Here is a 15,383-nt window from a genome sequence, read left to right as displayed (position 1 = left end):
AGACTTTGGTCATGAGTGACACCGAGATTGCGACAGACATCACGCCGGACATCAAGCCCCGCAGCCGGGTGGTCACCGATGGCATCCACGCGGCACCCGCCCGTGGGATGTTCCGTGCGGTTGGCATGGGGGACGACGACTTCGCCAAGCCGCAAATCGGTGTCGCCAGTTCATGGAACGAAATCACGCCTTGCAACCTCTCCCTCAACCGCCTGGCACAAGGCGCCAAAGAAGGCGTCCACGCCGGCGGTGGCTTCCCCATGCAGTTCGGCACGATTTCCGTTTCGGACGGCATCTCCATGGGGCACGAAGGCATGCACTTCTCGCTCGTTTCCCGCGAGGTCATTGCCGACTCCGTGGAGACCGTGATGCAGGCCGAGCGAATTGACGGTTCGGTCCTGCTGGCCGGTTGCGACAAATCCCTTCCCGGGATGCTCATGGCTGCCGCGCGTCTGGACCTCGCCTCGGTCTTCCTTTACGCCGGCTCCATCATGCCCGGATGGGTCAAGCTCGAGGACGGTTCCGAGAAGGAAGTCACCCTCATTGACGCCTTCGAAGCCGTGGGCGCCTGTGCTGCAGGCAAGATGAGCATGGAGGACCTCACCCGCATCGAGAAAGCCATTTGTCCCGGCGAAGGCGCCTGTGGTGGCATGTACACGGCCAATACCATGGCCTGCATCGGCGAAGCCCTGGGCATGTCCCTGCCGGGTTCCGCCGCCCCGCCATCGGCAGACCGGCGTCGTGATGACTTCGCCCGCAAGTCCGGCGAAGCGGTGGTCAACCTGCTGCGCCTGGGGATCACGGCCCGCGACATCATGACCAAGAAGGCCTTCGAGAACGCCATTGCCGTCACCATGGCGTTCGGTGGTTCCACCAATGCCGTCCTCCACTTGCTGGCCATTGCCCGCGAGGCGGAAGTTGAGTTGACGCTCGATGACTTCAACCGCATCGGTGACAAGATTCCGCACCTGGGTGACCTCAAGCCATTCGGCCGCTACGTCATGACTGACGTGGACAAGATCGGCGGCGTGCCCGTCATCATGAAGGCACTGCTCGACGCCGGCCTGCTGCACGGCGACTGCCTCACCGTGACCGGCAAGACCCTCGCCGAAAACCTCGCCTCGATCAACCCGCCGGACCTTGACGGCAAGATCCTCCGCGCCCTGGACAACCCGATCCACAAGACCGGTGGCATCACCATCCTCCACGGTTCCATGGCTCCCGAAGGCGCCGTAGTGAAGAGCGCCGGCTTCGATGCTGACGTCTTTGAAGGAACTGCGCGTGTCTTCGAGCGTGAGCAGGGCGCCCTCAGCGCGTTGGACAACGGCGAAATCAGCAAGGGTGACGTCGTGGTGATCCGCTACGAAGGCCCGAAGGGCGGCCCGGGCATGCGCGAGATGCTGGCTATTACCGGAGCCATCAAGGGCGCAGGCCTGGGCAAGGATGTGCTCCTGCTCACCGATGGCCGTTTCTCGGGCGGCACCACCGGTTTGTGCATTGGCCACGTTGCGCCGGAAGCGGTCGACGGCGGTCCCATCGCCTTCGTGAAGGATGGGGACCGCATCCGTGTGGACATCGCTGCACGCTCGTTCGACCTCTTGGTGGACGAGGCCGAGCTCGAAGCCCGCAAGGAGGGCTGGGAGCCACTGCCGGCCAAGTTCACCAAGGGCGTCCTGGCCAAATACGCCAAGCTTGTCCACAGTGCCTCCACTGGGGCGTACTGCGGGTAGTTCCTGCTCTCGACTCCGCCCGCCCTTGACGGGCGGAGTCCGGCAGGCGGACATAGCTGTCCAAATAGTGAGATACGATTGTGGTCAATTGACACGTATCTCACTTAGAGGGAACACTGAACGCATGATCACATTCGTTACCGTCGGCGTCGTCGTCCTTACCAAGCGCGTGGCTTAGCCCGACTGGTAACGAACCGTCACGCGCAAACCCCTCGAAGAGCCGGAAGGCTGAGGGGTTTTTTTATTCCCCCAAGCAAGACCCATCTATTGAAGATCCACTAAGGAAGAGTCCGATGAGCAAAGGATCGCCGATCAGCCCCTCGCTGATGGCTGCAAAGTCCGCTGGAGCCCACAAAGCTCCGGAAAAGGTCGACCGTACGGCTGAGGCCGTCGTCGTCGACGCTGCTGCACCTCTCTCTCCTGTACTTGGGCCGAACACCGTTGTACCCCCAACGGTGATGTCCGGCTCGCAAGCAATTGTCCGTTCGCTCGAAGAACTCGGCGTGGATGATATTTTCGGTTTGCCCGGTGGCGCGATCCTGCCCACCTACGACCCCTTGATGGCCTCCAGCATGAATCACATCCTGGTCCGTCACGAACAGGGAGCCGGCCACGCCGCGCAAGGCTACGCCATGGTTACCGGACGGGTTGGCGTTTGCATCGCCACCTCGGGCCCCGGTGCCACCAACCTCGTTACCGCCATCATGGACGCCCACATGGACTCCGTGCCGATGGTGGCCATCACCGGCCAGGTGTCCAGTGGAGTCATCGGCACCGATGCGTTCCAGGAAGCGGACATCGTGGGTATCACGATGCCCATCACCAAGCACTCGTTCCTGGTGACCGACCCCAACGACATCCCGCACGTCATGGCAGAGGCATTCCACCTCGCGTCAACGGGCCGCCCGGGACCCGTCCTGGTGGACATCGCCAAGGACGCCCAGGTGGGCCAGATGACCTTCTCCTGGCCGCCCAAGGTGGACTTGCCGGGATACCGCCCCGTGGTGCGAGGACACAACAAGCAGGTCCGCGAAGCTGCCAAGCTGATCGCTGCTGCCAGCAAGCCGGTCCTCTACGTAGGCGGCGGAGTCGTCAAGGGCCACGCCTCGGCAGAGCTCATGGAACTCGCGCTGGCTACCGGAGCTCCCGTGGTCACCACCTTGATGGCGCGCGGTGCCTTCCCTGATTCGCATCCCCAGCATGTTGGCATGCCCGGCATGCACGGTTCAGTCTCCGCCGTGACTGCCCTCCAGCAGGCCGACCTCCTGATCACCCTCGGCGCCCGGTTCGATGACCGCGTCACCGGCGTGCTGAAGACCTTCGCCCCGTTTGCCAAGGTCATCCACGCAGACATCGACCCCGCGGAAATCTCCAAGAACCGCACAGCCGACGTCCCGATCGTTGGCTCGGTGAAGGAGATCATTCCCGAGCTCACGGAAGCCGTGAAGACACAGTTTGAACTGAGCGGCACTCCGGACCTGGATGCCTGGTGGGCTTTCCTTGGCAACCTGCGCGATACGTACCCGCTGGGCTGGACCGAGCCGGAAGACGGGCTCACCGCACCGCAGCGCGTGATCAAGCGCATCGGCGAGCTCACGGGTCCCGAAGGCATCTATGTTGCCGGCGTCGGCCAGCACCAGATGTGGGCCGCCCAGTTCATCAAGTACGAACGGCCCCACGCCTGGCTGAACTCCGGTGGAGCAGGAACCATGGGATACTCGGTTCCGGCGGCCATGGGTGCCAAGGTTGGTGAGCCGGACCGCGTGGTCTGGGCCATCGACGGTGACGGCTGCTTCCAGATGACCAATCAGGAACTGGCTACCTGTGCCATCAACAACATCCCCATCAAGGTGGCCATCATCAACAACTCCTCGCTGGGCATGGTCCGCCAATGGCAGACGCTGTTCTACGAGGGCCGCTACTCCAACACGGACCTGAACACAGGCCACGACACCGTCCGGATCCCGGACTTCGTGAAACTGGCTGATGCCTACGGTTGCGCAGCACTGCGGTGTGAGCGCGACGAAGACATCGACGCCACCATCCAGAAGGCACTCGAAATCAATGACCGTCCTGTGGTCATCGACTTCGTTGTCAGCCCCAACTCGATGGTGTGGCCCATGGTGCCTTCGGGCGTCAGCAACGACCAGATCCAGGTTGCCCGCAACATGACCCCGGAATGGGAAGAGGAGGACTAGGCATGACCCGCCACACACTATCCGTTCTGGTAGAAGACAAGCCCGGCGTGCTGACCCGCGTGGCCAGCCTCTTTGCCCGGCGCGCATTCAACATCAATTCCCTGGCTGTGGGACCCACCGAGGTTCCCGGCATGTCCCGCATGACGGTTGTCGTCGACGCCGACGGCGACCTCATTGAGCAGGTCACCAAGCAGCTCAACAAATTGGTCAACGTGATCAAGATTGTGGAGCTGACTTCCGAATCTTCCGTACAACGCGACCACATCCTGGTCAAGGTACGTGCGGATGCCGCGACACGCCTGCAGGTTACCCAAGCTGCAGACTTGTTCCGTGCCGCCGTCGTCGACGTGTCAACAGACTCGTTGGTGATCGAGGCAACCGGTACCCCCGAGAAGCTCGCTGCACTGCTTTCAGTGCTCGAGCCGTTCGGCATCCGTGAAATCGTGCAGTCCGGCACCTTGGCCGTTGGACGGGGATCCCGCTCCATGAGTGACAGGGCGCTCCGCTCCGCGTGAGCAGAGCGTCCAGTACCGCAGCACCACAATCACTATCTAAGAAAACCACTCAAGAGGAGTTACGCAAGTGACTGAAATGTTCTACGACGACGACGCAGACCTGTCGATCATCCAGAGCCGCAAAGTAGCCATCGTTGGCTACGGCTCCCAGGGCCACGCCCACGCACTGAACCTCCGCGATTCCGGCGTCGAGGTTGTCATCGCACTGAAGGACGGCTCCAAGTCGGCCGCCAAGGCAGAAGACGCAGGCTTCACGGTCAAGAACGTTGCCGACGCCGCCGAATGGGCAGACGTCATTATGATCCTGGCTCCGGACCAGCACCAGCGCGCCATCTACAACGACTCCATCAAGGACAAGCTGACCGAAGGCAAGGCCCTGGCCTTCGCCCACGGCTTCAACATCCGCTTTGGCTACATCGAAGCTCCGGCCGGCGTTGACGTCATCCTGATCGCCCCGAAGGCTCCGGGCCACACCGTTCGCCGCGAGTTCGAAGCCGGTCGCGGTATCCCGGACATCATCGCCGTTGAACAGGACGCATCCGGTTCTGCCTGGGACCTGGCGAAGTCCTACGCCAAGGCCATCGGCGGAACCCGCGCCGGCGTTATCAAGACCACTTTCACCGAAGAGACCGAAACCGATCTCTTCGGCGAGCAGTCGGTCCTTTGCGGCGGCGTCTCGCAGCTGGTCCAGTACGGCTTTGAAACCCTCACCGAAGCCGGCTACCAGCCGCAGATCGCCTACTTCGAGGTTCTCCACGAGCTCAAGCTCATTGTTGACCTCATGTGGGAAGGTGGCATCGCCAAGCAGCGCTGGAGCGTTTCCGACACCGCAGAGTACGGCGACTACGTCTCCGGCCCGCGCGTCATCACCCCCGAGGTGAAGGAAAACATGAAGGCTGTCCTCGCCGACATCCAGAGCGGCGCTTTTGCCAAGCGCTTCATCGATGACCAGGACAACGGTGGCACCGAGTTCAAGGAACTGCGTGCCAAGGCAGAGCAGCACCCCATCGAAGAGGTCGGCCGCGAGCTGCGCTCCCTCTTCTCCTGGCAGCAGCAGGACGCCGACTACGTTGAAGGTTCTGCAGCCCGCTGATCCTTCGGCGCTGGCCTGACGGCCTCCGCCACTACGACGCGCCCGCCCGGTGGACAAAGCCGGGCGGGCGTTGCCGTATCACCGGCATTTCGCTCCCGTTTTCATCAGCCCTCTTGACTGTGAACTTCTTCACAACGGCTACCGGTCCGGTCGTAACATCGCCCGCCGGCACCGGAATCCCTGCCCGGATTCGATATTCTGGGCTGGTCCCGGCGCCTTGCCCCGGGCCACGCATCCGCTCCTTGTCCAGTCCTGTCCCCAAAGTTGTCCAAAGTAAGGTGCCTCCCCGTGTCAGCCAGCAAACCCGTCGTCCTCCTCGCCGAGGAACTTTCGCCCGCCACAGTCGAGGCTTTGGGCCCGGACTTCGAAATCCGCCAGACCGACGGCGCAGACCGTTCCCAGCTGCTGTCCGCGATCGTTGACGTTGACGCCATTTTGGTCCGCTCGGCTACCCAGGTGGATGCCGAAGCCATTGCCGCCGCGAAGAACCTGAAGGTCATCGCCCGTGCGGGTGTTGGGCTGGACAACGTGGACATCAAGGCCGCCACCCAGGCAGGCGTCATGGTGGTCAACGCCCCGACGTCCAACATCGTCTCCGCTGCCGAACTCACGGTAGGGCACATCCTCAGCTTGGCCCGCCACATTCCGCAGGCCAGTTCGGCGCTGAAGAACGGTGAGTGGAAGCGTTCAAAGTACACGGGAATCGAACTCTTCGAGAAGAAGATCGGCATCATCGGACTGGGCCGCATCGGTGCTTTGGTGGCAGCACGCCTTCAGGGTTTCGATACCCAGATCCTTGCGTACGACCCCTACATCACTTCAGCCCGCGCTGCCCAGCTGGGCGTCAAGCTGGTCACTTTGGATGAACTTCTGGAAAATTCGGACTTCATCACCATCCACATGCCCAAGACGCCGGAAACGGTGGGCATGCTGGGAGCCGACGCCTTCCGCAAGATGAAGGAAACGGCCTACGTGGTCAACGTGGCCCGTGGCGGCCTGGTGGACGAGGAAGCGCTCCATGTTGCCCTGAAGGAAGGCCAGATCGCCGGTGCCGGCGTGGACGTCTTCGTCAAGGAGCCCAGCACGGACCTGCCGTTCTTCGAGTTCGACAACGTCATTGTGACCCCGCACCTGGGTGCTTCCACTGACGAAGCACAGGAGAAAGCCGGCGTCTCGGTGGCCAAGTCGGTTCGCCTGGCCCTTGCCGGCGAGCTGGTGCCCGACGCCGTCAACGTCGCCGGCGGCGTCATCGCTCCGGATGTCCGTCCGGGTATCCCGCTGATCGAAAAGCTGGGTCGGATCTTTACTGCGCTGACCCACGCTTCCCTCACCCAGATCGACGTGGAGGTGGCGGGCGAAATTGCCGCACTGGACGTCAAGGTGCTCGAACTTGCTGCACTGAAGGGCGTTTTCGCCGACGTGGTGACGGAGCAGGTCTCCTACGTCAATGCTCCCGTGATCGCCGAGCAGCGCGGTATCAACACCCGCCTTATCACCACCCCGGACGCTGAGGACTACCGTAACGTCCTGACCATCCGTGGTGCCCTCAGCGATGGTTCCCAGATCTCCGTAGCCGGAACCCTCACAGGGCCCAAGCAGGTGGAGAAGCTCGTGGGCGTCAACGGGTACGACGTCGAAATCCCCATCAGCGAGCACCTGGTTGTGGTGGCCTATGCAGACCGTCCCGGCGTCATCGGCACCATTGGACACATTCTGGGGATGAACAACATCAACATCGGTGGCATGCAGGTGGCCCGCCAGACTGAAGGCGGCCAGGTCCTTGCGCTCCTGACCATCGACAGCTCCGTTCCGCAGCAGGTGCTGGAGGCCATCAAGGCCGGCATCGGAGCCGACATGGTCCGGGAAGTGGATCTGGAGGACTAGGGCTGCAACTGATTTCCATCAGCTGAGTTCGCGTGCCGGCGACACACCTTTGGCACGCAGGCGTGGCCGGTCTGCTTACAATGGCTGGGTCCGGGATTCGGACCCGGCAGCAGGCCGGCCACAACTTTTGCACCTACAGCCCGGTATTCCCCTGTGTCTTTTGAGGAATTCCGGTCTCTGTGTGCGCGCCCGCAATCAAGGTCTCAGGGAGCCCAATGAACGCCGTCCAAAGGTTCATCAGAAGCCGTGTGCTGCTGCTGACCGCGGCCATTTTGATCGTCGCAATGTGCTTGTCCGTCCTCGTCCAAAGCCAGTCCCAGGCTGCTTTGAACCGGACAGTGGATGAGAACTCGCGGGGACTCTACGACATCCTGGTCCAGGCGAAGCCTGACCAGGACCAAGATGGCGACGGCGGTGCATTGATCCAGCCGGAAATCGCCAACGGCCAAGGCGGCATCAGCTTTGAGCAGCTGGAAAAGATCCGCACCATGGGCCAAACGGCTGTGGCCGCACCCATCAGCCTGGTTTCGCGCGTTTCGCAGAACCTGGAGGCTCCCCGCCTCAATGCCATGGACTACCTCGGGTACAACGCCGGCCTCGCCGGAGCCGTGACCGCAGGGGATCCTTCGGCCATGGATTCCAGCAAATGGCCCGCTGCGGAGTCGGTGTTGTCCGATACCCCCAAGAAGTACCGCCTGACCGCCTCTGCCACGAGTTCTGATGGTGTGAACCAGCAGACGCTCTTCAAGACCAGCGCAGAGGGCACCTTGGGCAAGGGCCGCTTGATCCAGGAGCAGGCTGCTGGCGGCTCCAACGTCAGGATCGCCGGTCCCGAAGGCGAGACCGGCATCAAATTCCCGGCTCCTGCCCTTGGTTCCGAGCACAACCTTTTCAACCTCTCCGTGGCACTGCCCTTGGCGCCTGAAGTGACCGAGTCCGTCGTCGCGGTGGACCCTGCCGCCGAGAGGGCGCTGTTGGGATCCGCAGGCGACTTCCTGGCACCTCTTGAGAAGGCTCCGCCGGCCGATGCGCGTGACGCAGGAGCTATCGGACGCCACTTCGAAAGCCTCTTCACCACGGGTCTCAGCATGGACCAGTTGGAAGAGGGTCCTGACTTCCTGGGCGTCAAGCTCAAGTACTGGGCGCCTCTGATGACCCAATACCAGCAGGCAAAGCGTGACGGGTTGCTGACCGACGATTCCCAGGCCATCCCGCTGATTGTCCGCTCCGGCACGTCCCTTGACCTGCAGTACTCGGTGAAGGTCGAGGAACTGGACGCCAGTGGCAAGGTGGTCAACGAGGTCGGCACGGTGACGCGCAGCCTGGACAAGGATTACCTCCCCTTCGTTTCCAAGTCCCCGTTTGCCCTCGAATGGCCGGGTTCAACAGATCACAGCAAGCTGCTGGGAAGCACTGCCTCCTTCAGCCAGGGCCTGTACAACCCCGCCAACTGGAGCGCTGCTTTTGCCGCAGCACCTAAGTACCAGGACGGCGACGAAGCCTCCAACGGGGCTTCGGACAAGAGCGCGACGCCGGGGGACTGGGTGACGGTCAACCGCCTGCCTGAGAAGTCCTCCTTCGGTGCCGCCGTGGACCAGACCCAGCGCAAACCAGTCGATGAGCGCTCCTACAGGGAAGACCTGGAAACCGGCAAGAAGCCGGCTGCTCCGCTGCCCATGGTGTACGGCACGTTTGATCCCGCCGACGTCCAGTCAGCAGCCGGGGACGTCAACAAGCTGCCCTTGGGCGGCTACGATCCCACGCCGATGACCCTTACCAAGGACGCTGAAGGCAAGGACGTCGAGGGTACGGAGCTGAAGCCTTCACTGAGTGCAACAGGTCTGGTCAGCCAGTCCGCCGGTGCCATTACTGATTACTACGGTCTTGCCGCGGCCCGTGGCTACGACACCAACGCCGACGTCATTGACGCCATCCGGGTCAAGGCCTCCGCCGCCGGCAACTGGAAGACCGCCCAGCCTGAGGTAGAGAAGTTGGCCACGCAGATCCGCGAGCTCGGTCTGGAAGCCACAGTCGTTGCGGGTTCCGCGCGCGAAGATGCCAATATCTTTGTCCCCGGATACAGCAAGGACGACGCCGGCAAGGAATCACCGTTGGGCACCGTCCAGCAGTCCTGGGTCCGCCAGGATGCTGCGGATGCGGTCTCCGGTTCGCTGACCGGTACCAACATCACCTTGCTCTTCCTGACGCTGTTGGGCGCAACTCTCCTGACAGGCGCCTCGACGGTCAGCTACATCCGCCAGCGCCGGAGCGAGGCGGGCATTCTCAGGGCGATGGGCTGGACGCAGAAACGCATCCGGTCCTGGGTCCTTGAAGAGTTCGCCGTGGGCGCCGCTGCCCTTGCCGCCGCCGGTCTCATCCTGAGCTTGCTCACCTGGAACATCGCCACCGTCATTGTTTCCGTGACCATGCTCATCATTTACAGTGGGGCCGCCCTGTTGGCAGCCCAGCAGCTGCGCCACCGCGTAGTGATTGATCAGGAACCGCAGCACGATGATCGCCTGGTAACGGTGGACTCCCCGTTGACGTTCGCCAACAGGCAGCTCACCACCAACCGGTTCAACTCCATCTCCCTTGCTGTGGCAGTAGGCGTGTTTGGTGCTGCAGTGGGTGCCTTGATTGCCTTGCTGATTGACATCCCCCGTGCGGCCGGTGCCAGTGCTTTGAGTGGCTTGGCAGCTGCAAGCATCGCCTTGCCGAGCGTCATTCTGGCGGTCTTCGGAGTTGTGGTTGGCCTGCTGCTGACGCTCGTGACCGGGCGCTTTGAACTCCACGCCAAGCGTGAGTACCTCGGTACCTTGAAGGCCATGGGCTGGAACCCGGACATGCTGGGCCAGGTCCGCTTCTTCGAGAACGCTCTTGTAGGCACAGTGGCACTTCCCTTGGGCGTCCTTGGCGCCTTGGGACTGGGACTGCTGCTGGCTCCCTACGCGGCCCTGTGGGCCGGTTTGGCCGGTCTGCTGGCCGTAATTTGCTGGATTCCGATTGCAACGAAAGTAGTCAAATGACTGACAAACTCAACCCCGAGCTGACGGCCACCCCGGAATCCACGGAAGAGTCGCTGCAGACCCGCGCCAACACCATCGTGAAGGCCGCTGACCACGCAACTCCCTTGGAACTGAGCCGTGTGACCATCCACTACGGTGGCGACAAGGGTGGCGCCGAGGAAGTGGACGTCGTCGACGACTTCAACCTCACCCTGCACGCCGGAGAGATGCACTGCATCGCCGGTCGAAGCGGCTCCGGCAAGACCAGCATCTTGACCGTGAGCGCCGGACTGACGCTCCCGACGTCGGGCAAGGTCTTTTGGGAGGGTCTCCCGCTGGACACCATGGGCGATGACGAAATCGCTGACCGCCGCCGCGCACTCATCGGCTATGTGGACCAGGGCGGCGCCCTGATCGACGGCATGAGCGCCCTGGAGAACGTCCTGCTTCCCGCCGTGCCCGACGGCGAAGTGGAACAGCGGACGGAAATGGCCAAGGACCTCCTGGACCTGGTGGGCCTGGGCCGCCGCATGCGGCACCGTCCTGCGCAGCTCTCCGGCGGTGAGCGCCAGCGCGTCGCTATCGCCCGCGCGCTGATCCTGGGCACGCGTGTGCTGGTAGTGGACGAGCCCACGGCCAGCCTGGACCGGGCGGCAGCCAACCGCATCATTGGGATCCTCAAGGACACCACCAGCGATGGCATCGCTGTTCTGGTGGCCTCCCACGACCACGAGCTGGTGCGGCTCAGCGATACGCTGACCGAACTTAACTAAGCTATTTCATCCCAAAAAAAGGTAACTTCTTAGAGTGACGTCTCCAGAGAAATCCCCGTTCTACATCACCACCGCAATCAGCTACCCCAACGGCGTGCCGCACATCGGCCATGCCTACGAGGTCATTGCAACTGATGCCATGGCGCGCTTTAAGCGCCTTGACGGCCATGATGTGTTCTTCATGACCGGAACGGACGAGCACGGACTCAAGATGCAGCAGTCTGCCGAGAAGGAAGGCATCACTGCCAAGCAACTGGCTGACCGCAACTCGGCTGCGTTCAAGCAGATGAGCCAGGACCTGGGGATCTCCCACGACCGCTTCATCCGCACCACCGACCAGGACCACTACGCCGCTTCGCAGGCCATTTGGAAGAAGATGGAAGCCAATGGCGACATCTACCTGTCCAAGTACGAGGGCTGGTACTCCGTCCGTGACGAGGCGTACTACGTCGAAGACGACACCGTGGTGAAGGAAGACGGTCTCCGTTACTCCAAGGAGACGGACACCCTTGTCACCTGGACCGCGGAGGAGAGCTATTTCTTCCGGCTGTCCAATTACCAGGAAAAGCTCCTTGCCCTCTATGAGGCGCAGCCTGAGTTCGGCGCCCCGCAATCCCGTTTCAACGAGGTCATCAGCTTCGTCAAGCGTGGTCTCGAGGACCTGTCCATCAGCCGCACAACCTTTGACTGGGGCGTTCCTGTTCCCGGCGATGAAAAGCACGTCATGTACGTCTGGGTTGACGCCCTGACCAACTACCTCACCGGCGTTGGCTACCCGGACATCGAGTCGGAATCCTTCAAGAAGTTCTGGCCTGCCGACGTCCACGTGATCGGCAAGGACATTTCACGTTTCCACGCGATCTACTGGCCGGCGTTCCTTATGAGTGCCGGACTTGAGCTCCCACAGCGCGTCATGATCCACGGCTTCCTCACCAATAACGGCGTGAAGATGTCCAAGTCGCTGGGCAACGTCGTGGCGCCGCAGGACTTCGTAGCGCAGTACGGCCTGGATCAGTGCCGGTATTTCTTCCTCCGCGAGGTTCCGTTCGGCGCGGACGGCAACTACAACCACGAAGCGATCGTGGGCCGCATGAACTCGGACCTCGCCAACAACTTTGGGAACCTTGCCCAGCGTTCGCTGTCCATGGTGGCCAAGAACTGCGAAGGCAAAGTTCCGGTGCCCGGAGATTTCACGGCAGAGGACACTGCCTTGCTGACGCAGGCAGGGGAGTTGCTGGAAACAGCCCGCTCAGCCTTCGAAAAGCAAGAATTCAGCCGCGCGCTGGAAGCGATCTGGACCGTACTGGGCGATACCAATGCCTACTTTGCGGACCAGGCCCCCTGGGTGCTGCGGAAGACCGACATCGCGCGCATGAATACGGTTCTGTACGTCACCTTGGAGGTAGTGAGGATCGTAGCGATCCTTGCCCAGCCGGTCATGCCGTCGTCGTCCGCCAAGCTGCTTGAAGTCCTGGGCCAGGTGGAAGGAGAGTCGAGGCAGTTCGCTGCGATCGCTACTCCGATCGTCGCGGGCACGCAGTTGCCGGCCCCTGCCCCGATCTTCCCCCGCTACGAAGAGCCCGCCGAAGCTTAGGACGCTCTCGCACATACCATCCATAAAGAGGAATCGCTCTCTCACTTCCCGTCAGTTTAACGGCGGGAAGTGAGAGAGCGATTCTCGTGTGGTGTGGTGATGTGAGAGAGCGTTGCTGCCTTAGGCAGTGGCCAGGCCCTCGACGGGGGAGAGGCGTGCGGCGCGCCGGGCCGGGATCACCGACGCCAGGAGTCCTGCCACGACGGCCACCCCAAAGACCGCGGCCAGTTGCAGCCACGGTACGGCCGGAACAACGCTGGCCACGCCTCCGAGGGTCGCCTGCGCCCCCAGCCATCCGTAGACGATGCCCATGCCTGCACCCATGATGGCGGCCACCCCGGCGACGAGCACGGCTTCGATGGCCAGCATGCCGCGCAGCTGGCCCTTGGTGAGGCCAAGGGCCCTGAGGAGGGAGTTCTCCCTGGTCCGTTCAAGGACCGAGAGGGACAAGGTGTTGGCCACGCCGATCAGCGCAATCACCACGGCGACACCGAGCAATCCGGTGACAACCAACAAGAGCACATCAATGATGCTGTTGAACGTCACCCGCTCGATCGCAGCCCCGCTGACAGTTCGCTCCTGCACACCCAATGCTGCGGCGATGTCTTTCTGGAGAGCCTGAACCCGGTCCGTGGACACGGAGTCGTCCAGCTTCACCCACACCATGGATGCCGTTCCCGGCAGTGGGGACGCAGCGATGCTGGAGCTTTCCACAAACGCCGGGACGTGGCGGGTCCGCAGCACCTTGGCGTCGAGCGAAACAGTGCCTCCCGTGGTCGAGACGGTCGCGGTTCCCTCTGGAGAGTCCTCTGGAAGGTAGACGGTGCCCGTGCCCGGCTTCAGGTTGTTGTCGCGCAGCACAGAAGCCGCGTCTGCGGCGGAAAGGCCGTAGATGGTCATGCCGCCGTCCGGTGCAGCGGAATCTCCCAGTGTCCCCACCGGCTGCAGCATGACCGCGGCGCTGACGCCGTCGAGCGCCTTGATCCTGGCAATGGCCTGCCCGTGGTCACCTGAACCATCCACTGCAGTCTGGGCCGAAAGGTCCACAGGGTAGTTCTCGGCCAAGGTGTCGTTGAAGGCCTGCCGGGATGTGGCCGCACCCGTCATCATGAGCGAGACCAACGTGACGCCGATGAGCAGCGCAGCCGCGGTCGCCGAGGTGCGGGCGGGGTTGCGCGTGGCATTCACGGCCGCGAGCTTGCCCGGCACTCCCGCGGGCGCGGCAAACCGGCCCGCCAGTGCAACCACAGTGGGGATGAAGAGCGTGGAGCAGAGGAGAATGCCGACGAACGAGGCAGCACCGCCCAGCAGAGCAACGCCCAGCGATACGTTTACGCTGCCGTACACCAGCGCTGCTGCTCCGCCCAGCAGGGCTACCAGGCCCAGGACCAGGCGTACCTTGCCGCGTTTGTTCCTGACGGACGCGTCATCGCTGGGCCGCAAGGCGGCAAGAGGAGCGACGGCGGTAGCCGCCTTGGCGGGAACCAACGCCGCGACCACGGTCAACAGAGTTCCTGCCACCAAGCCGGCGATTATGGCCGACGGAGGTACAGCCAGCGTCGCGAACGCCTGCTCAGGCTGGGACTTGGCCCAGGCGATCAACCCGGTCATCAGGCCCGTGGCCGCCAGGACACCCAGTACAGAGGAAAGGAAACCGACCACCAGGGCTTCGAGCATGACGGACCCACGGATTTGTGCCCGCCCGGCACCCAGGCAGCGCAGGAGCGCCAACTCCCTGGTTCGCTGCGCCACAAGAACGGAGAACGTGTTGGCCACCACCAAAGTGGAGACAAGGATGGCCACGCCGGCGAACGCGAGCAGCACGATGGTCAGCTGGTCCTGCCCGGCGCTCAGCATGGCAACAGTGGAGGTGACCTTCTCCTGGGCTGTTTCCAGCACAGGCCCCGTAGCCCCCGCAGCTTCCATGCGATGGGTGATGTACTCCTTGGCGGCGGCCACGTCCTCGCCGGACTTGAGGGAGAACTGCACCCCGGTATACCCCGCACCGGCGTCCTGGACCGCGTTCAGGACGGATTCGGAGGCAATCAATTGAGCTGCCGACGATGAGAAAGGATCATTGGTGGCCTGTATGAGGCCCGTAATGCTCACCTTGGCGTTCTTGACAGGGCCGGCGCCACGGAGCTCAAGCGTGCTCCCCACCGTCAGGCCAAGATGCCCGGCCGTCTTGACGTCGATCACAGCGTCCGAAGCGTTTGCCGGCATGGACCCCGAGGACAGGACCGCGCCCTCCAAGGAAGCGGGCGCCGCATTGCGCAAGCGCCCATACTGCTCTCCACCACCGGCCTCGAACATGACATAGGTGGACCGCTCGGCGTAGCTGTCCTCCACCGAAGGAGCGGACGCGGCGGCCTCCACAGCAGCCTGGGTGAACGCTTCGCCGTTCTTGGACGTGGCAACAAGGTCAGCGTTTCGATACGCCTCACCGATGCTGGCCCCCAAGGAGGCATTCGTGCTTGCACCCACCATGAGCGTGGCGGAGAGGAACATGACGGACAACATGACCGCGAGTCCGATTGCGACGAACCGCCGGAAATGCGTCGTCAGTTGGGAAACGGCAACACGCAGCATGC

The 15,383-nt window shown here is 62.8% G+C and carries 9 protein-coding genes; 8 read left to right on the top strand and 1 reads right to left on the bottom strand.

Annotation, left to right across the window (positions count from 1 at the left end; genetic code table 11):
• Positions 1 to 11 precede the first annotated feature (11 nt).
• From ilvD to metG, 8 genes are all read left to right on the top strand, one after another.
• Positions 12 to 1,730 (top strand): dihydroxy-acid dehydratase, encoded by a 1,719-nt coding sequence (gene ilvD / locus RQH14_RS11935; protein ID WP_311213441.1) that lies wholly within the window; start codon positions 12 to 14, stop codon positions 1,728 to 1,730.
• Between the two features lie 293 nt (positions 1,731 to 2,023).
• The gene (locus RQH14_RS11930; protein ID WP_311213440.1) at positions 2,024 to 3,928 is read left to right on the top strand and encodes an acetolactate synthase large subunit; all 1,905 of its coding nucleotides are present in this window, start codon (positions 2,024 to 2,026) and stop codon (positions 3,926 to 3,928) included.
• Positions 3,929 to 3,930: 2 nt separating this feature from the next.
• Positions 3,931 to 4,443 carry an acetolactate synthase small subunit gene (gene ilvN / locus RQH14_RS11925; RefSeq protein WP_021470923.1) on the top strand — a complete coding sequence of 171 codons (513 nt, stop codon included), beginning with the start codon at positions 3,931 to 3,933 and terminating at the stop codon, positions 4,441 to 4,443.
• Positions 4,444 to 4,510: 67 nt separating this feature from the next.
• A complete protein-coding gene (ilvC, locus tag RQH14_RS11920; protein ID WP_311213439.1) occupies positions 4,511 to 5,536 on the top strand; it encodes a ketol-acid reductoisomerase in 1,026 nt (341 codons plus the stop codon).
• Between the two features lie 288 nt (positions 5,537 to 5,824).
• Positions 5,825 to 7,420, top strand: a complete 1,596-nt coding sequence (serA, locus tag RQH14_RS11915) for a phosphoglycerate dehydrogenase (RefSeq protein WP_207593836.1) — start codon at positions 5,825 to 5,827, stop codon at positions 7,418 to 7,420.
• A 215-nt stretch (positions 7,421 to 7,635) separates the two neighbouring features.
• Positions 7,636 to 10,446 carry an FtsX-like permease family protein gene (locus RQH14_RS11910; RefSeq protein WP_311213438.1) on the top strand — a complete coding sequence of 937 codons (2,811 nt, stop codon included), beginning with the start codon at positions 7,636 to 7,638 and terminating at the stop codon, positions 10,444 to 10,446.
• On the top strand, positions 10,443 to 11,198 hold the full coding sequence (locus RQH14_RS11905; protein WP_026546071.1) for an ABC transporter ATP-binding protein: 756 nt from the start codon (positions 10,443 to 10,445) through the stop codon (positions 11,196 to 11,198). The genes RQH14_RS11910 and RQH14_RS11905 overlap by 4 nt, the downstream gene beginning before the upstream one ends.
• A gap of 34 nt (positions 11,199 to 11,232) precedes the next feature.
• On the top strand, positions 11,233 to 12,792 hold the full coding sequence (gene metG, locus RQH14_RS11900) for a methionine--tRNA ligase (protein WP_311213437.1): 1,560 nt from the start codon (positions 11,233 to 11,235) through the stop codon (positions 12,790 to 12,792).
• 120 nt (positions 12,793 to 12,912) lie between these two features.
• Here the strand turns inward: metG and RQH14_RS11895 are convergent, their stop codons facing one another.
• The gene (locus RQH14_RS11895; protein WP_311213436.1) at positions 12,913 to 15,381 is read right to left on the bottom strand and encodes an FtsX-like permease family protein; all 2,469 of its coding nucleotides are present in this window, start codon (positions 15,379 to 15,381) and stop codon (positions 12,913 to 12,915) included.
• Between the last annotated feature and the right edge of the window lie 2 nt (positions 15,382 to 15,383).

The sequence above is a fragment of the Arthrobacter sp. WCS2018Hpa-7 genome (genome assembly GCF_031843805.1).
Taxonomy (GTDB): domain Bacteria; phylum Actinomycetota; class Actinomycetes; order Actinomycetales; family Micrococcaceae; genus Arthrobacter.
Note: the sequence above shows the minus strand (reverse complement) of the source record. Positions and strands in the feature narration are given on the sequence as shown.